Consider the following 18,648-nt stretch of genomic DNA (forward strand, 5'->3'; position numbering starts at 1 on the left):
CTTGGATATATGGATATATCCAAGAAGTACCAGTTTGTACACTCGAATTATTGAACCGCCGTATACGGGTCCGTACGTACGGTGGTGTGAGAGGGTCGAACGAATCGAATTACGATTCGTTCACTCTACTCGATTTTTAAAAAAACTGACAGGAGTGTAGCAATGAAATGATCTGAAAACAAAACAACTTTCGTTTTCTGTTGCAGTGGGTTACATAAAAGTCGATTGATCCCTTATAGGTGAAATCGACTTTTTTATTTCTAAAAAAATTAAAGGAGATGGTTTAAGTGGAAAAAGTACTTACGTTTACTAACGAACAAAAGTCGTTGATTTGGAATAGGTTTGTTCAGCCAGCAAATGGAACTGAAGAAGAGGCGAACCATTTCATTGAAGTCTGTGAAACCTTTGGCTTGAATCCTTTGCTTGGCGACATCGTTTTTCAACGTTACGAAACGAAGAACGGACCGAACACATCTTTCATTACTACTCGCGATGGATTGCTCCGTGTTGCTACTACGCAAGAAGGCTATGTAGGACCTCCCAACGCTAACGTGGTTAGAGAAGGTGATACATTCGAGTTCATTCCTTCAGAAGGAAGTGTAAGGCATGAATTCGGTCAAAAGCGTGGTCCAATACTTGGTGCTTATGCAGTTATGCATCATAAGCGTTTTAGACCCGTAGCCGTATTCGTTGATTTTCTGGAATACTTTCAAGCGAATTCAGGGGAACTTAACTCGAAGTATAAAAATAAAAATGTTTGGGATAAAATGCCCTCCGCTATGATTCAGAAAATAGCTGAAGTCTTCGTACTTCGTCGTCAGTTCCCTTTAGGTGGTTTGTATACTCGTGAGGAAATATCGCTCGAAGAAAACAATAACGGCAATAGTGGAAATATGGATGTACCGATGCAGCCTGATCCAGCCCCACAAAAACAAAACGAAGTCGCAGAGAATCAACATACTCCTGCAACATCTGTTCAAAAGCCAAAGGAAAACACTGTCGAAGGGGTATTTATCCTACAAAGTTTTGAAAAAGGCGTAAGTCCACAAAATGTACCGTTTGCAAAATTGAACGTAATGGACAAAGCGACCAATGAAGTAAGTCTTATTTTGGTAAAAGAGAAGGAAGAAACAATTGACTCTCTAAGCCGTGTTCAAATGGGGCAAGAGTTGTCTTTGGTTATTAAAAATGAAAGTGGCTTTAATTTTCTTGAAAAGTTTTCGTATGTTCAGACGGATGAGCAAAATGTTCAAACTGAATCGGAATCTGTTCAAGAGCCTGTTCAACAGGAAAATCAAATGACTTCCGAGCCTACTGAACCGCTCGATACATTCATCATGGAAAAGTATGAACCGGGTAAAACACCAGCTGGCGTATCTTTTGCAAAAATGTATGTGAAAAATATCGCGGATAATAAGCAATCAATGGTGTTTGCACAAGGTCATGAAGCGGTTGAGAAAACGAAGCATCTTTCCGAAGGTAGCGAATTTGAAATGCAGACACGTATTGAAAATGGATTTACGTTTTTCGTGAAATTGAGAGATGCTGATAAAAGGAGTGCTTGATTATGCTTCCAGAGATTCTAAAAGTTGCCGAGGAATATGGACTTACGTTCAATCCTCGGTATCACGGTAAAAAGGAAACTCTTTGCAAGTGTACATTTTGCGAAGAGGATTCTAAGCCGGGAAAAGGAAACAAGTTTTATCTGTCGTTAAATATCCAAGATCAAGTATATAAATGTTGGTATTGTGGCGTTTCAGGAGGCGTTTTAGACTTTGAAGCAAAGTTATCAGGACTTGCCTATAACAAAGTACGCGAAAAGTATTTTGGTAAAAGGAAAAAACCTGTACATCCTGCTGAAAGTTTGAATGGACGCCAGCTTCGATTAATCGGATGGGCTGAATACAAACGAAAAGACCGTAACGATTTCAAAAAGAATCAAGAATCGGTTTTAAGAGATTGGAAAAATTATGAGCATGAAGGGCTTGTAAAACACTTTGCCTTGTTTATGGTGATTGCTCACATTGAAAATCAAGCAGCACGTCAAAATGAACTTCTTCAATATGTCATTCACTCATGTCATAAAACGCAAATTTATTTGTTGTTCAATCGACTGTTGGCTGAGTACGTGAAAGATGAAGACGAACGTGCTGGCTGGGCTAAAGAAGGAACTGTGATAGCGCGAGCGGCGTGGAGAGCATCATTATCAACCTATGACTTTGGAATGGATAAAGTCGTATACAATGTTGTTTTTCTTTGTCACTTACTAAAAATGGATACAATGCAAACGGCGATAAAAGGTGTTCATAAAAAGGAAGCAATCGTGAATGACAAAATGTTTTTCGCTAATTAAAATATCCGTCACCCTTTACGGAGGACAAATAGGGATGTGGCTGTAAATCAGTTACGGGAAAAGGAGAACATTATGAATAACGTAAGTTTAGTAGGTCGATTAACTAAAGAGCCAGAATTAAAATACACACAAAATGGTGTAGCTGTTTGTAATTTTATACTTGCTATTAACCGTCCCTTTAAAAATGCCAATGGTGAAAATGAAGCTGATTTCATTATGATTCAGGTATGGAGAAAGCCGGCTGAAAATGCAGCGAACTTCCTTAAAAAAGGTAGTCAAGCGGCTGTAAATGGTCGTATTAATACTCGACACTACGAGAATGACAAGGGAGACCGTGTATACGTTACAGAGGTGGTCGCTGACTTTGTACAGTTTCTAGATCCGAAACCACAAGGTCAAGGCACTCAAAAACAGCAAGGACAGGGGAGCTACCAGAAACAATCCAATCCGTATGCCGGAAACAGTAGCACTCAAAATCAAAATGGTAATCAATTCGAAACGAGTGGAGGTCCTATTGCGGTAAGCGATGATGACCTGCCGTTCTAATTAAAATTTAGTAGAAGGAGATTGGGTTTCCAGTCTCCTTTTGTTTTTTATAAAAGAAAGAAGAAAGGAGAGATCATATTGATTTACTCTTTTTCGCGATTAAACCTTTACACAACCTGTCCTTATCGATTCTTCAAGAAGTACATTGAGGGATATGAAGAACCGACCACCTATCCTTTAGCTTTGGGTAAAGGGGTCCATAAAGCAGTTGAGGATAAAATTAATGGAGTGTCTCATTCAGAAGCCGTTATAAACGGGATGATTGAAGCAGAGTTTCATCCAGAAGTGACTATGGATGAAATGTCAGAGTTGGTTAGTCATGCACCGATTAAAGAGAACATGGGTGAAACGGAGCTTCATTTTCAACTTTCACTTTCTGGTGCAGATTCAGCCCCAGTGCTACAAGGCTATATAGATCTTGTATCACCAGATGGAAATAAAATAGTAGATTGGAAAACGAATCGCGTCAGATATGATGTTCGTGATAATCATCAATTAGGATTGTACGCGTGGGCTGTAGGTCAATTAAAGGACAGAACACGGGTTGAGGGCAACTTGTATTTTCTTCGATTCAGAAGAGCGAGTAAACACATTTTCAATTATGCTGATATGGAAAGGTCTAGACAGTGGGCATTGAGTGTAGCAAATGAAATCAATTTTAAACGAGAGATTTTAGACATGCTACCAGAAGAAGCGGAAAGTTTATTCTTGTCAACACCTTCTAGCCATTGTAGGCATTGCCCGTTTGTAATTGAATGCTATCGAAAGTTTAGTAGTTATTAATATCAAGAAAAATATAGAAATTCTCAAGAAAGAGGGGTTTTGGTCGATATTATGGCATATGCAACAATGAAAGTGTTGAACTCCGGTAAGGAATATTCGATAGGAGGGTATCGGGATTATCAGTTTCTTTGTTCGGAAAAAATTGATTAATTATAATTTCCGGAACATCTATGGTATAATTAGGGTACTTAATAGATAAACTTGCACATATACGTACCTTAAAGGATGTGATGTATATGTGCGAAAATAAAGAGGAGGAGAAGGATATGGCTACCAAAGCATTAGAAACTAATTTTACTCTAAATCAATCAGAGGCTATGGAAATACTTAATGCTCCAAGAAGAACGATTAGAGAGTCTAATATATTTAATGATATCAAGCTATCCCAAGCAAATAAAGTAAAGCATGCCGCTAGTATCCTTAAGTCACGTAAATAAATGGAGATTATTAGTTTAAACTCACTATTAGAGGCTGATGAATCCGAAGGGAGAGACGTTCATTCTTATCTCTCTTCTTTTAATTGCGAAATAAACCATGATGTAGAGAACTTTTTACATGAAAAAGCTATTGATAGTGAAAAAAGAGGATTTACTAGAACAACTTTAGTAATTGATGAAAAACAAAATAATGACATTGTTGGATATTTCACACTAATGGTAAAGAACTTTGATTTTTTAGATGTGTCAGGAACGAACAGAAAAAAGTTAACAGGAGATAAAAGAGCAACAACATTTATAACAATCCTTATTGCACAACTGGGACGCTCCGACTTATATAAAGGCAAAGTTAGTGGTAGTGAAATATTGGAATTTGCTTTAGAGAGATGTAGTATGGTTAACGAATTATCTGCTATAAAAATTGCGTGTGTTGAATATGAGGAAAACGATAAATTAATTGAATTCTATAAAGGTAATGACTTTCAGCAAATACAAAAAAATGAAAGTGGTTACATAATAAGCTATGTTAGATTATAGAATAAACATATAAACAACTACATAGGATAAACTTTAATTCAAATTAAAGCAACCGTGAAATTAGGTGTTTTTTTGTTAGAAATTATTTAGACACATCCAGCTGTCAGTAATCTACTGGGTTTACTAGATACAGGTATTCCGAAGTGTTGCGCCACTTTCTTTCATTTGATAAACTTAATCTATATTCTATTAGTTTTCAAGTCATCGTATTTAGATGAAAGTCGTTATACCTTTTCTTTTTTATAAAAGGAGATTCGACATAAAGGTTGTAGCCTTTGAATTCTCATTTCGAGAAAAGCTAGGTAGATGTAATTGTACGTCAAAAAATTGCTTTCGGGCATAATCACATGGGGTATTTACGCATTTTTGCGTGATATATATTAAAAGTCGATTGAATCCTTCGGGATGCGGTCGGCTTTTTTTGTTTTCAAAAATAAAGAGGGAATGGAGTGATTTAAATGGTTGGAAAACAATTAGAGAGTCTTATTTCCAATGTTAAAAAAGGAGGTGCGAAGAAATCTTTCATCTGTTATATAGATGAAAAGAAAGAATGGAAATTTCTTGTCTTTAAGTTTGGTGGTATCTACCAACTGGATGGTAAAGGAGAAGTTAAAAAGCTGAATTTGCTTACCGATATTCAAGATATTTTCTTGTCCATTGAAAACGGTGATGTGAAGGTTATTGGTAGCGGAAGTATTGGAATTTAAAGGAGGAGTTTAATCATGGTACTCGCAAAAACAGAAGAAGTTAAAAGCATGGATTATGCAATAAAACTAGGTAAGGAAATTGAACGGGTCGAAGCAGCTGCGAAAGCAATGAAAGTTGAATTGAAAGCATTCGTTGATGTTAATGGTCCAGTTGATACCGGTGACGTGATTTGGGATTATAGCATATCCGCATCATGGAGTTTCAACGAAGAAGGGCTGAAAGAATTAGCGCAGAACATGGTTCTTGAAGGCGTTAATCCATGGAAAGTGTTGAACATTACTGCTTCTAACCTGAAAAAGTTGGGTTGGGATGATGCCATTGTAGCAAAAATGGGCGAAAAAAAAGAGACAAGAAGATTCTCGTCTCGTAAAAAGTAATTCTTTAAAACAATGTAGATTCATTATAACATAAAAAGCCTTCCACCGGGCAAGGAATGAGTGGCACATGAACGCTAGTGCCACTCGGTACTAGCTTTGTGTGAGAGAGGACTATCAAAAATGACAACAATAAAATATATTACTTCTGCACGTGAAGCAGTAGCAACATACAATGCAATCGGTTCTGAAAGTGTCATAGAATTGCAGGACATTCTTGCTGTTTTAATCGGACCAACTTCAACACCTGAATTTACAGGTCGATTAGCGGGTCGTGGAATAAGAGCCTTAGTCGAAATGACTGTTTCCGAATTAGAAGAGGAAGGCATGACACATAATGCAGCTTTGAAAGTTCATTCGGGAATGCTCCTTGCAAAAAAAGTACGGAATGCTGGAAAGAATGAAAAACGTTATACAATCAGGTCGCCTGAAGATGCAGCGTCTTATTTAATGGCCGACATGACATCTCTTACACAGGAGCATTTTGTAGTATTATTTTTAAATGTAAAAAATGAAGTGCTTCATAAAAAGACGATTTTTATCGGTAGCTTAAATTCCTCGATAGTACATCCACGCGAGATATATCGCGAAGCTGTAAAACATAGTGCTGCATCCATAATTTGCGGGCACAATCATCCCAGTGGATCGCCGGAACCTTCACCGGAAGACATTGATGTTACTAAGAGACTGGCTGAAGCTGGCAGTGTGATGGGAGTGGAGCTTTTGGATCATGTGATTATAGGAGACCATCAATTCTTATCACTTAAAGAAAAAGGATATATGTAAAAAAATCTGACAAAGAGCGTATTAATTTACGCTCTTTATTTTTCATCAAAATTAGATCCGAGGAGAATGCAAAATGAAAAGCTTATTTTCAAAAGTATGGAACCATTTTAATAGAAAGAACATAGAAATTGAAAAATTACAGGACGCAAATAAAGCACTTGATCAAGAAAATTTCCGGTTAACTAATTCGTACAACGTGGAATGGGATATATCAACGTATCGGGAGAAAAGAATTGTGAAATTGGAAAAAGAAAAAAAGGATTTGCAATATGTAATAAACGAATCCAAGAGGAAGGTAATGGAAACAAAAAGCTTTATGGATGAAAAAATAAAGGATTTGGTATTGCAGATTAAAGTTCCGACAGAAAGTATTTCCTTGTTGCACTTGTTCCGAACTGAATTACGCCAAGGATATGACTCATCGTGGGTAGCCATCTTAAATACTCCCAATGGGGTAGAGGTACTATATTTAACTTGCCGAGATGGAGAAAGTAGCGGTGGATTGACTAAGGAAATTGGAAAGTGTCAAACGATAGATCACGTAAGAGCTTTAGATCAAAGAGAACATATTTGGTATGATTGACTAAATTTATTTGAAAGGCGTTCCTTGTGTATTCAATGGAACGTCTTTTGTTTTTTTATTAATACATTTGAAAGGATGATTTGTATGATGTATTGGTATGAAATGTTGCTACAGAAGCTATGCGTTCGACTACCAAGTTAGAAAACTTCTTTGACATATCGGAATTGATAAACATAAACATTCACAGTAAATTGTGAGTGTTTTATTTTTGCAACATAAAATAAATTATGTTGTATTTTTGCGTTTTATTATATATGATTAAGGTCATAATGCAACATAGATTATAAATTATAATGAAAAATAAATGCAACATAATTTACAGGAGATGATATTATGATGGAAGCTTTCCAGGAATATTTAAATTCAAGTGACCTAAGTGAAAATACCATCAAAGGATACACTCAATCCGTTAATGGATATATAAAATGGTTCGATGAATCAAAAGCTGTTTCATTCACTAAGTTGCACCGGGAAAATATGGGAGAATATATATCCTATCTTAAAACAATTGAAACGGTAGGACCTAAAACGATTAACACGAAATTAAGCGGTTTAGTAAAATTCAACGAGTTTTTAATTCATGACAAAAAACAATCGGATCTAGTTATTGAAAAAAATGATTTTGTTAAAGTTCAGCAGCAATATGCGTCCCTTGCAAAAGTTGAATTTCAGGATGCAGAAATGTTTCGTCAGTTAGTGTTGGACAGTGGAAAGGCAAGAAATTATGCAATCGTTACTGTTCTAGCCTATGGGGGATTACGCATTTCAGAAACACTCAATTTAAAAACAACCGATATTAACTTGGTGTCCCGTGAAATACTTATTGTGGACGGGAAGGGCGATAAATCAAGAACAGTCTTTATGGGGGAGAAAGTGAAGATTGCCTTACAGTCATGGCTGCGGGAAAGAAAGGAGAAAGGAATAGATTGCGAATTTCTTTTCCCGAGCAATCGAAACAGGAGGTTGGATCGTACTGTTGTAAATAGGTTGTTTAATACTTATTCAGCCAAGATTGGAAAAGATATTACTCCACATGATCTACGGCATTTTTTCTGTTCAAATGCGATTGAAAAAGGCATGAGTATTCATGAAGTGGCTAATCAAGCTGGACATTCAAATATTCATACGACGATGTTATATACGAACCCCACAAAAAAGGAAATGCTTGAGAAGATGAATCGACTTTAAAAATGAATCTAACTTATAATTGAAGAGGTTCTATGCGACAATAAGTGTAACACAGGGGGATTATGACCCTGCAATCTCCGTGTGGGTGATTGTAGGGTTGTTTTTATTTAATGAAAAATAACGCCAAAAGTGACAACCCCCCTTCGAATAAAATTGTTTCTTTGCTAGTGAAAATTGATTTTGAAACTCATCCTGGCGTAATCAATTTTACATAAGAATTCAAACATGAAATTTGCAGTTGTGTTAACACTCGTAGCAGTAGGAATATTGGTGGCAGCGGTTATATTAAGCAATAACCAAGAAACTTCCGAATTAAAACAGGCGATGTTAACTTGACATTTTTCCTTAATAATATTAATCTAGAAATACAAATTACTCAAATAATCATTTGAATGATGAAACAATAAAAGATAATAATAATATAAATTTGAGGTGACAATTTTGTACTGGATTACTCTTATTACACTAGCATTTGACCAACTTGCTAAATATATGACTAGGAACTTTATGGAATACGGTGAAACTATTCCTATTATCAATAACTTTTTCCATCTTACGTCCCATCGTAATACAGGAGCTGCGTGGGGAATTTTTTCGGGGCAAAAATTCTTTCTAATTAGTATAGCTTTTATTGCGATTATTGCCATTATCTTATATTCCCGAAAAGTTACGGATAAACTAACACGTATAGCCCTTGGTTTTTTCATGGGAGGTGCGGCTGGTAACGTAACAGACAGATTAATCTTCGGAGAAGTCACGGATATGTTTGATATTCGATTTATAAATTACCCTATTTTTAACACAGCAGATGTCTTCCTTATTAGTGGGGCTATCTTATTACTAATAAGTACTTATAGAGAATCAAAAACTGAGAAAATTAATCCTATCATTTAAGAATAAGTCTTTATTTAAATCAGTAGTTAATACTTCCCTAAAGAGTTTCGGACTACCGATATAATAAATTATCCCATTTACAATCCCTTTAATACCCTTACCTGTAATAGAAGAGAAATCCTCTACCAGCACATCAGAATATGAAATATTTTCTTCTTCTGCTTTTTTCATGATGGCTGAAGCAAGCGGATGCTGGGAACGATATTCTAATGCAGTAATGATCGCCAATAATTCTTTGTCATTCATTTCATTATTCAATACAGTAAAATCAGTTACAACTGGAACACCTTTTGTTAATGTACCTGTTTTATCAAATGCGATTGCCTTTAAGGCACCGATTTCTTCTAAATACACTCCGCCTTTAATAAGAACCCCTTTTTTCGCAGCATTCCCAATTGCTGAAACAATAGAAATTGGAGTCGATATGACCAACGCACAAGGACAACCAACAACAAGAACAGCTAATCCTTGATAAATCCATGTTTCCCAGCTGCCACCAAAGAGTAAAGGAGGGACTACAACAACTAATGCCGCAATGGCCATAATGATTGGCGTGTAATATTTCGCAAATTTATCGACAAATGCTTGCGCTGGAGCACGTTCTCCTTGTGCCTCCTCTACAAGATGAATAATTTTAGAAATTGTTGTATCTTCTACAAGTTTTGTTATTTTTACTTCGAGTAATCCTTCTTCGTTTAAAGTACCTGCAAATACTTCATCATTAACTGTTTTCCCGACAGGGACTGATTCGCCTGTAATCGCTGCCTGGTTGACAGCAGAATAGCCATTTACGACTACACCATCCATCGCAATCTTTTCACCAGGCTTTACAATCATGATATCCCCAACAGCAATATCATCGACATGAATCATTATTTCTTGCTCATTACGTCTAACGAGTGCTTCTTTAGGGGCAATCCCCATTAGAGAACGAATCGAATTTCTTGCTCGATCCATGGAGAATCGTTCAAGCTCTTCACTGAGAGCAAAGAGAATGACAACAAGAGCAACTTCTCCCCATTCACCAATAATGGCTCCACCTATAACAGCCACTGTCATAAGGGTTTTCATGTCAAATTCTAAGCGCAGTAAGTTTTGCAAACCTACCTTAAAAAGTGACAATCCACCTACCAACATTGATGCTAAAAACAATAGGGTTGTAAGAAGATTCTCTTCTCCATTTACAAAGTGAGAGAAAAAACCGAATGCAAGGAACGAAGTTGAATAAAGCAATGTACTATACTTTTTATAAAATGGAACTTTCTCTTCTTGCGTATCTTCAGTTACCCCTTGCGAAACATTGCGAGTAGACTTTTCAGGCGTTACTTTAAGATTCTCAAATGCACCGGCTTTTTCTAATTCTTCAATCGTTGCATGACCGTAAACATCAATTTTAGATGCACCAAAATTTACTTTTGCATTCTCAACTCCAGAAAGCTGTTTTACATTCTTCTCGAATTTACCCGCACAGCTTGCACATGTAAATCCTTCAACACGGTATACGCTTTTGTCCTCTTTAACTTCTCGCCTTGGTTTTTCAGGGTCAACTTTAAGATTTTCGAATGCACCAGCTTTTTCTAGTTCTTTAATCGTTGTATCTCCGTAAACAGATATTTTAGATGCACCAAAATTCACTTTTGCATCCTGCACTCCCGGAAGTTTTTTCACATTATTTTCAAACTTCCCTGCACAATTTGCGCATGTAAACCCTTGAACACGGTAAACATTTTTTTCAGCATCTAATTCTTTTGTTGTAGACAATTTTTAGAACCTCCTTCTGATATACACATGCAATCTGTATTAGTCATACGTAATTTTAATCCTAGTATCGTCGTACTCATTTGTACCAACCTTCTTTCGAATGTTCATGGGCAATATTTACTAATTGATGGACATGTTCGTCAACCAAAGAGTAGAAGACAAGCTTACCTTCTTTCTTGGAAGCGGTAATCCCCATATCACGTAAATAACGCAAATGGTGGGAAGCGTTTGCTGTGGATGTCTTTAATACATTGGCGACATCACAGACACACATTTTCTCTTCCAGTGTCAATGCATATGCAATCTTTAAGCGATTGCTATCTGCAAGGGCTTTAAACAGCAATTCGACACCGCTGATTTCGTCAATCCGATCACTGACACGGTTAACGACTGTTTCGTCATAACAATACGTCTCACATGAATCCTTTGTAGTAGATCCAATTTTTTCTTTGATTTTCCCCGTCATTTTTTCACCTCATTCAAATATTCATTTGACTGACTTTACTATATGCAACCGTTGAAAAATTGTCAATAAAAACGTTCAAATGGTTGTTTTAATGTTTGTGTTTTCCGTTAAAATGAAATCAGAGTTAACAACTGTTTCGTCATAACAATACGTCTCACATGAATCCGTTGTAGCAGAGTCAATTTTTTCTTTGATTTTTTTCGTCATTTTTTCACCTCATTCAAATGCTCATTTGATTGACTTTAGTATATGTAACCGATGAAAAATTGTCAATAATAATACTCAAATGGCTGTTTTAATGTGTGTGTGTTCTGTTAAAATGAAAACAGAATGAACGTTACTACTAACGCTTTTAGGAGGCTGGAAAAATGAAAAGAATAATAAGTGCAACACTGATTTTACTGTTCGCATTTTCATCTACTGTATCCGCACATACAGGTTTAACTAGTTCATCGCCAGCTGATGGGGAAGACATAACCGAAGACGTCTATGAAATTGTATTGGAATTTAATACAAAAATTGAAACGACAAGTTCAGTGAAAGTCTTTAACGAGAATAAAGAGGAAATCATCGTCAGTAATACCCAAGTGAGTGATAATGTGATGACAGGAGGTTTCGCATCGCCATTGGATAATGGTACATATACAGTGGAATGGAAGATTATTGGTGCGGATGGCCATCCGATACAAGGAACTTATTCATTCACGGTAAGTCAAGACACATTGGAAGATCCAGCAGTGCCTGAAGAAACCGAAGAAACCCCTACTACTCCACTGGAAGAATCAATAGAAAAACCTGTAGAGCAGGAAATTGAAGATTCATCGAAAATAGCGTCTAATGATGTACTCGTTGTAATCCTTGTTATTTTATTTACTATTGCCGGCAGCTTTTTCGGCTGGATCATAGGAAGAAGGCAAAGTAAATGATTTGGATTTATATTTCTGAAAGTTTGTTATATCTCTGTTTCTCGCTATTAATGGGCGCATTTATCATTCAATTTATTCCGGCACGACTGAAACCGGAAATACGTATTCCAAAACGTCTGATTCAACTCTCTGTGTTAGGAGTTGTGTTCTTTTCAGTTGCACCCGTGATTAGGTTGGTCATATTTCTATATGAAGACATCGGTTTGATGTTGACGATGCAAAACGTTCTCGGAGGGTTTGAAGTAGGGAAGGCTTGGAATGTCACTGTCATACTTGCAATTTTCTTTTACCTGTTTGTTTCGTTGTTCCCGGTATTGAAAAGCAAAGTCCTGTCTGGTATATCACTTGTTTTCACTTTCATTCTACTTTTGGCATTGGGATGGGCGAGCCACGCAGCATCCCTTACTGAATGGGGTGGCTTCGTTTCTCATTCATTACATTTTTTAGCCGTTACAGTGTGGGTTGGAATTCTCCTTATCGTAGGCTGGTGTTCAAAAAACCAAGAGAATTGGCTTTCTTATTTAAGGTGGTTTACCCCTTTGGCCATCGCGTGTTTTCTCACGATTACGGGAACTGGGTTATTTCTCATGACGTTGGTGATTGATGTAAATGAGTATGGGGACGCATGGATGCTACCCTATGGACAAGCCTTATTGGTGAAGCATCTGACCATCATCCCTGTTTTATTTTTCGCTTTCATAAATGGATTTTGGATTAGACGTAAATTGAAGCGACAAGAGCAAATTAACCCAATACCGTGGTTGAAGTTTGAAAGCATTCTACTATTTTTCACCTTTGTTTCGACAGCGGTTTTGGGACAACAGGAACCACCTCATAGTATTGAGACAACACTTGCTGGTAGTGGTCCCTCTGCTATGTTTGATTATTTTTATTCAGGGATCATTGAGCCAACAATGAGTTTGCAATTTGGATTAAATACAATAAATACATTATTTTTTATGGTAGCCCTCATTTTCATGTGGCTTATCATATACAGCTTCAGGAAAAAGGCGCCCGCAGTTGTTCCTTTTTTCTTGGGGATGTTCAGTGTCCTTTCGCTCTATTTTGGATTAATGGCTAGCATTCAATAATAAATATAAGAGAAGAGGTATTTGATGAAACAGAATAAGAATTCAAATATGAAATTTGCAGTTGTGTTAACACTCGTAGCGATAGGAATTTTGGTGGCGGTTGTTGTATTAAGCAATAAACAGGAATCTTTGCCAATAGAAATAAAACAAATCGATGTAACTGGACAGCCCTCAATTGGGGAGAAAGACGCTCCTGTAACGGTTGTTGAATTTGGAGACTTTAAATGTCCGTCATGTAAAGCGTGGGGGGAAATGATATATCCGAAATTAGTTGATGAGTATGTTGAAACAGGTAAAGTTAAATTTTCATTCGTGAACGTATTATTCCATGGAAACGAATCGACGTTAGCATCGATTGCTGCTGAATCCGTATATGAGCGGAGCCCGGGTATGTATTGGAACTTTCATCAAGCGATGTTTGATGCACAGCCAGTTGAAAATCATGATGGACCATGGATAACTCCCGAAAGAATTCTTGAAATTGCAAGTGGTTTTCCTGAGATTGATCAAACACTGTTAAAAGAAGACATGGAACAGGAAGCGACTATGGAGAGTGTTAAGATTGATGAAGATTTAGTAAGAGAAGCCGGTGTTTCAATGACTCCGACCATTGTGATAAATGGGAAAATGATGGAGGATCCTTTTGATTACGAAGCCATTAAGACGACAATAGAACAAGAGATTAAGGATGAAAAGTGATGGGGAGAATAAAAGAAAAATCAAAACCACAGGGATTCTTATTATATGTTGCATGGGTTGTCTCATTAGTTGCCATGTTCGGGAGCTTGTACTTCAGTGAAATTAAAGGGTATATTCCTTGTGAGTTATGTTGGTATCAGCGTATCCTCATGTACCCCTTAACATTGATCTTAGGGATTGGAACTTTCCAGAATGACAGTTCCGTTAAAAAGTTCGTGCTTCCGTTAGCACTTATTGGAGGAAGCATATCGCTCATGCATTATTTGGAGCAGAAGATACCGGGGTTTGGCGGAATCAAGCCATGTGTGAGTGGTGTACCTTGTAGTGCCCAATATATCAATTGGTTTGGATTTATTACGATACCATTTTTAGCGTTAGTGGCATTTGTGATTATTGCTTGCTGCATGTTTTTTATCAAATCAAAGAAACCAATTGAGTAAAGAACTGTATTAGAGAAGCCAAAGAAGCCGCGGTTGTCATTCCTTTGGCTTCTTTGCGTTGGAAAATACTTTTAGGGGAGAGAAACTTATGCGGTATGAGACTATTGTTATAGGGGCGGGACAAGCTGGATTGACGATGGGATATTATTTAAAACAAAACAAAAAACGTTTTTTAATTCTTGATAAAGGGCAGGCTTTGGGGGAAGTATGGAAAAATAGATACGATTCATTGAAGTTGTTTACACCTAGAATGTATAGTTCATTGCCTGGTCTTCCACTAGATGGTAAACAACAGGGGTTTCCGTCAAAGAATGAAATTGCGAATTATATAAAGCGCTATTCGGAAACATTTGCATTACCTGTTGAACTGAATACCGAGGTTCTGTCAGTAACAAAAGACGAAGAAGATTTTTGTGTAGAAACCACAAAAGGTATATTTTATACGACGAATGTTGTGGTTGCCACAGGACCATTTCAAAAGAAGTGGATTCCCGCATTTTCGAGTTCTCTAAGTGAAAATATCTTACAGCTACATTCATCTGAATATAGGAACTCTAGCCAGCTCCAGCAAGGAAATGTACTTGTTGTTGGAGGGGGCAATAGTGGTGCCCAAATTGCGGTTGAATTGTCGGAAGAAAAAGAAACGTATTTAGCTATTAGTAAAAAGCCAAGATATTTCCCATTAACGATAGGTGGAATGAGTGTATTTTGGTGGTTGGATAAATTGGGAATACTAAAAGTGACGAACACATCATTTATCGGGCGTTTGTTACGAAAAAAGGGCGACCCGATTTTCGGAAGTGACTTAAAAAATGCAGTAAAAGAATGGGCAATTACGTTAAAGGGGAGAGCTGTCAGTGGCGCGTATAACCAAGTCACATTTGAGGATTCAACTAGACTTGAGGTGAAAAATATAATATGGGCAACTGGATTCCAACAAGAGTATGAGTGGCTAAAAGTGGATGGTGTAATTGATCAGCGGAAAAAACTTATTCATAATAGAGGTATAAGTCCGATAGAAGGGCTCTATTTTTTAGGTTTACCATGGCAATCACGCAGGGGTTCCTCTTTGCTTCAGGGAGTAGGTTATGATGCCAAGTATATAATTGATCACATGAAGAACACAACTAAGTAAAGGGGACGCTTAAATGGAGAATCATCAACATAATCACTTTGCGGAAAAACGGGAAGGGAATAAACGGGGTCTCATCATTGCCTTATCTATTACAACAATCATTATGATTTTGGAGTTTTTTGGTGGGCTTTTCACAAATAGTTTAGCCCTGCTATCAGATAGTGGTCATATGCTTTCCGATGCAAGCTCAATGGCTTTAAGCCTTGTGGCAATTTGGTTCGCAAGTAGACCACCCTCCTCGAATAAAACATATGGTTATTATCGATTTGAAATTTTGGCTGCTTTATTTAATGGAGTAACGTTATTTGTGATTGCTGGTTTTATTGTCAAAGAAGCCATTCAACGTTTTAATGATCCACCAACAGTCGCAAGTGGAACGATGATTATCATTGCATTCATCGGGTTAGCGGCAAATCTTCTTAGTGCAGTAACTCTTCTTAAAAAAGCTGATGTAAAAGAAAATATCAACCTGAAAAGTGCGTATATACACATAATAGGCGACGCTCTAGGTTCTGTTGGTGCAATAGTGGCTGGTTTGCTCATGCTTCTGTTCGACTGGTACATTGCAGATCCAATCATTTCAGTTATTGTCGCTTTGTTAATTTTGAAAAGTGCATGGGGTGTGCTTAAACAGAGTATTCATATCTTAATGGAAGGTTCGCCAGTGATAATCAATAAAGAAGAAGTTTTAACAATATTAGAAAATATCGAAGGTGTGAAAAATGTTCATGATCTTCATATTTGGACAATCACTTCGGGCCTAGATACATTGAGCTGTCACATTCTAATTGAAGATAGGAAAGATGAACAAGAAGTTCTTCAACAGGCAATTAATCTAATACGCGACAATTACAAAATTGAACATACAACGATTCAAATTGAAAAGTCGAATCTTCAGCATCAGGAATTGAGTATATAATTAAAAACGAATATATTCAAAAGTACTCGGGGTTAGGATGCTAAGGTAAGCTTATTTAAATAAGTCTTTAACATAATTTCAAATCGAGAGCCATATAAACATAGAGACAAATGACTGGAGGATGGTTTTTTGACTCATATCTGGTTTATTGGCTTTTTATCAACATTTGCAGGAATAGGTGTGGGTGGAGTCATCGCAACACTGATAAATGGTTTTAAGAGAAGTATTGGTACAATCTACGCGGTATGTACTGGGTTAATCTTAGGCTTATTAAGTTTCGAAATCGTACCAGAAGCTATACAACTAGGTAACTGGGTTGTTTTTGCCCTAGGTTTCTTGGTTGGAGTTATTATATTCGAGCTTATCCATATGGGATTTCATAAGAATCCAGTAATTTCAAAAGGATCACGGAAACAACATAATTTAAGAATAGGATTATTCCTAGCTTTAATTATTTCTATTCACAATTTTCCTGTAGGAGTGGTTCTTGGAACCAGTGAACATTCTCAATTTAGCCTAGCCCTATTACAAGCGTTGATATTGCACAATATTCCCGAAGGTATGATATTATTTATGCCATTATTTATGGCTAGAATTAGATTTTACTTATTATTTCTTCTTTCTATTATCATTGCAGTACCCGTTGCAATAGGGGCTTTCATTGGTGAAATGATTGGTATGCAAAATCAACTATTATGGGCGTTCTTAATAAGTTTGACAGTCGGAACGATTTATATGGTTACGATAAAGGAAATCCTACCTGAATCAATTAGGCAATCATCCAATATATATAGCTTACTGGTCGCACTAATTGCTTTTTGTCTGGTAGGTGCGTATCTGATTTCTTCATAAGGTTTAAGTAAACATTGTTTCAATTCCTAAATTAATAAGATTACACATGGATAAGCAACAATTAGACAGAAGAATTAGGGACAATTAAAAATACATGATAACTATGTTGGTAAAATATTCAGGCTCCACGTGGACATGAACATCGTACACTTCATGTTCATTTATCAATACTTTTTCAACCTGGCTGGAAATATCGTGGGCTTTTCCAATATTTAACGAAGAATCAACGGTAATAATCACATCTATTACTTCATTATTTCCGTAGTTCCTACCTTTAATTTCTTTTATACTTACAACTCCATACACTTCTTGAATTACCTCTCGATATAGTTTAATTTTAACTACGTCAAAACCATCCGAAAGTTCGTGGGAAGCTGATTTGAAGATATCCCAAGCTGTTTTGCATATTAGCAGCCCAACAATTATTGCGGTTAGCGTATCCAGCCACGGCATATTAAATTGTGAACCAAATATTCCTACGGCTGTACCTACACTTACCCAAGCATCTGAAATGTTATCTTTTGCAGCCGCCATGACTGCTTTACTATTAATTTTTCCTGCTAATTTTTTGTTGTAACGGTAAACAAAATACATAACTAATGCGGAAAAAACGCCTACGTAAGCAGCTCCAATATCTGGGGACTCTTTACCTCCTTGAAACATGGAGGTAACGGCTTCATTCAATACTTGTATCCCAACTGCCAACATAATAAATGAAGCGACCATAGAGGCAATCGTTTCACTCTTCCAATGACCGTAACCATGGTCTTTGTCAGGTGGCTTTTGTGAAAGCCTTAATCCTACCAGAATAGCGATGGATGCAATGATATCAGTTGTATTGTTTAAACCATCTGCTTTTAAAGCCGCAGAGTCACTCAAATATCCGGAAATTAACTTTAAGACGGAAAGGACAATATAAGCGATAATACTGATGATTGCTCCACGTTCCCCCAATTTAAGATCATTATATTTTTGTTTTTCCAATACTTTCACTCCTATCTATTTATCCAAAATCAGATATACAGCAACTTTGACCATATTATTTGTTTTAAATTTATCTTTACTTTCATTACTCCGAGTAAAATTCTTTCCCTTAAGCAACAAAAACCCCCGACCGATAGCGGTCGAGGGTTTGAGATTAAAAAAATATAGTTTTGGGATGCCATATAT

General features: G+C 36.8%; 22 protein-coding genes and 1 pseudogene. 19 read left to right on the forward strand and 4 right to left on the reverse strand.

What is annotated here, in order from left to right; genetic code table 11:
* Positions 1-287 precede the first annotated feature (287 nt).
* The 12 genes from CSV77_RS14405 (at position 288) to lspA (ending at position 9,189) form a co-directional block, all read left to right on the forward strand.
* The gene (locus CSV77_RS14405) at positions 288-1,565 is read left to right on the forward strand and encodes a RecT family recombinase (protein ID WP_099673946.1); all 1,278 of its coding nucleotides are present in this window, start codon (positions 288-290) and stop codon (positions 1,563-1,565) included.
* 2 nt (positions 1,566-1,567) lie between these two features.
* The gene (locus CSV77_RS14410) at positions 1,568-2,353 is read left to right on the forward strand and encodes a hypothetical protein (protein WP_099673947.1); all 786 of its coding nucleotides are present in this window, start codon (positions 1,568-1,570) and stop codon (positions 2,351-2,353) included.
* Between the two features lie 69 nt (positions 2,354-2,422).
* The gene (gene ssb / locus CSV77_RS14415) at positions 2,423-2,899 is read left to right on the forward strand and encodes a single-stranded DNA-binding protein (RefSeq protein ID WP_199203765.1); all 477 of its coding nucleotides are present in this window, start codon (positions 2,423-2,425) and stop codon (positions 2,897-2,899) included.
* Between the two features lie 78 nt (positions 2,900-2,977).
* Positions 2,978-3,682 (forward strand): RecB family exonuclease, encoded by a 705-nt coding sequence (locus CSV77_RS14420; RefSeq protein ID WP_099673949.1) that lies wholly within the window; start codon positions 2,978-2,980, stop codon positions 3,680-3,682.
* 266 nt (positions 3,683-3,948) lie between these two features.
* Entirely contained in the window at positions 3,949-4,119 is a 171-nt protein-coding gene (locus CSV77_RS16960) for a hypothetical protein (protein WP_158232082.1), read from the forward strand.
* Positions 4,120-4,656, forward strand: coding sequence for a hypothetical protein (locus tag CSV77_RS14430; protein WP_099673951.1), 537 nt, complete (start codon positions 4,120-4,122; stop codon positions 4,654-4,656). It begins immediately after the preceding gene.
* Between the two features lie 458 nt (positions 4,657-5,114).
* Positions 5,115-5,363 carry a hypothetical protein gene (locus CSV77_RS14435; protein WP_099673952.1) on the forward strand — a complete coding sequence of 83 codons (249 nt, stop codon included), beginning with the start codon at positions 5,115-5,117 and terminating at the stop codon, positions 5,361-5,363.
* 15 nt (positions 5,364-5,378) lie between these two features.
* Complete coding sequence (locus CSV77_RS14440; protein WP_099673953.1) at positions 5,379-5,741, forward strand: hypothetical protein; 363 nt, start codon at positions 5,379-5,381, stop codon at positions 5,739-5,741.
* A gap of 120 nt (positions 5,742-5,861) precedes the next feature.
* Positions 5,862-6,524: a RadC family protein gene (gene radC / locus CSV77_RS14445; protein WP_099673954.1), complete on the forward strand. Its 663-nt coding sequence runs from the start codon at positions 5,862-5,864 to the stop codon at positions 6,522-6,524.
* Positions 6,525-6,597: 73 nt separating this feature from the next.
* The gene (locus CSV77_RS14450; RefSeq protein WP_099673955.1) at positions 6,598-7,107 is read left to right on the forward strand and encodes a hypothetical protein; all 510 of its coding nucleotides are present in this window, start codon (positions 6,598-6,600) and stop codon (positions 7,105-7,107) included.
* A 333-nt stretch (positions 7,108-7,440) separates the two neighbouring features.
* Positions 7,441-8,295, forward strand: a complete 855-nt coding sequence (locus tag CSV77_RS14455) for a tyrosine-type recombinase/integrase (RefSeq protein ID WP_099673956.1) — start codon at positions 7,441-7,443, stop codon at positions 8,293-8,295.
* Positions 8,296-8,727: 432 nt separating this feature from the next.
* A complete protein-coding gene (lspA, locus tag CSV77_RS14465) occupies positions 8,728-9,189 on the forward strand; it encodes a signal peptidase II (RefSeq protein ID WP_369802781.1) in 462 nt (153 codons plus the stop codon).
* 3 nt (positions 9,190-9,192) lie between these two features.
* On the opposite strand, the pseudogene CSV77_RS14470 reads toward lspA, so the two are convergent.
* The 3 genes and pseudogenes from CSV77_RS14470 to CSV77_RS17300 form a co-directional block, all read right to left on the reverse strand.
* Positions 9,193-10,950: pseudogene (locus CSV77_RS14470) on the reverse strand (heavy metal translocating P-type ATPase); the annotation flags it as partial.
* 76 nt (positions 10,951-11,026) lie between these two features.
* Positions 11,027-11,416 (reverse strand): ArsR/SmtB family transcription factor, encoded by a 390-nt coding sequence (locus CSV77_RS14475; protein WP_099673958.1) that lies wholly within the window; start codon positions 11,414-11,416, stop codon positions 11,027-11,029.
* A 75-nt stretch (positions 11,417-11,491) separates the two neighbouring features.
* The gene (locus CSV77_RS17300) at positions 11,492-11,623 is read right to left on the reverse strand and encodes a hypothetical protein (protein WP_255407105.1); all 132 of its coding nucleotides are present in this window, start codon (positions 11,621-11,623) and stop codon (positions 11,492-11,494) included.
* Between the two features lie 161 nt (positions 11,624-11,784).
* Here CSV77_RS17300 and CSV77_RS14480 point away from each other — a divergent pair, with 161 nt between their 5' ends.
* The 7 genes from CSV77_RS14480 (at position 11,785) to CSV77_RS14510 (ending at position 17,478) form a co-directional block, all read left to right on the forward strand.
* Entirely contained in the window at positions 11,785-12,342 is a 558-nt protein-coding gene (locus CSV77_RS14480) for a copper resistance CopC family protein (RefSeq protein WP_099673959.1), read from the forward strand.
* Positions 12,339-13,433 carry a copper resistance D family protein gene (locus CSV77_RS14485; protein ID WP_099673960.1) on the forward strand — a complete coding sequence of 365 codons (1,095 nt, stop codon included), beginning with the start codon at positions 12,339-12,341 and terminating at the stop codon, positions 13,431-13,433. The genes CSV77_RS14480 and CSV77_RS14485 overlap by 4 nt, the downstream gene beginning before the upstream one ends.
* Positions 13,434-13,457: 24 nt before the next feature.
* Entirely contained in the window at positions 13,458-14,132 is a 675-nt protein-coding gene (locus CSV77_RS14490; protein WP_099673961.1) for a DsbA family protein, read from the forward strand.
* Complete coding sequence (locus CSV77_RS14495) at positions 14,132-14,572, forward strand: disulfide oxidoreductase (RefSeq protein ID WP_099673962.1); 441 nt, start codon at positions 14,132-14,134, stop codon at positions 14,570-14,572. The genes CSV77_RS14490 and CSV77_RS14495 overlap by 1 nt, the downstream gene beginning before the upstream one ends.
* A gap of 88 nt (positions 14,573-14,660) precedes the next feature.
* Positions 14,661-15,707 (forward strand): flavin-containing monooxygenase, encoded by a 1,047-nt coding sequence (locus tag CSV77_RS14500; RefSeq protein WP_099673963.1) that lies wholly within the window; start codon positions 14,661-14,663, stop codon positions 15,705-15,707.
* 13 nt (positions 15,708-15,720) lie between these two features.
* Positions 15,721-16,626: a cation diffusion facilitator family transporter gene (locus tag CSV77_RS14505; protein ID WP_099673964.1), complete on the forward strand. Its 906-nt coding sequence runs from the start codon at positions 15,721-15,723 to the stop codon at positions 16,624-16,626.
* A gap of 129 nt (positions 16,627-16,755) precedes the next feature.
* Positions 16,756-17,478: a ZIP family metal transporter gene (locus CSV77_RS14510; RefSeq protein ID WP_099673965.1), complete on the forward strand. Its 723-nt coding sequence runs from the start codon at positions 16,756-16,758 to the stop codon at positions 17,476-17,478.
* Between the two features lie 84 nt (positions 17,479-17,562).
* Here the strand turns inward: CSV77_RS14510 and CSV77_RS14515 are convergent, their stop codons facing one another.
* The gene (locus CSV77_RS14515) at positions 17,563-18,462 is read right to left on the reverse strand and encodes a cation diffusion facilitator family transporter (RefSeq protein WP_099673966.1); all 900 of its coding nucleotides are present in this window, start codon (positions 18,460-18,462) and stop codon (positions 17,563-17,565) included.
* Positions 18,463-18,648: the final 186 nt, after the last annotated feature.

Source organism: Sporosarcina sp. P16b (genome assembly GCF_002743065.1).
Classification (GTDB): domain Bacteria; phylum Bacillota; class Bacilli; order Bacillales_A; family Planococcaceae; genus Sporosarcina.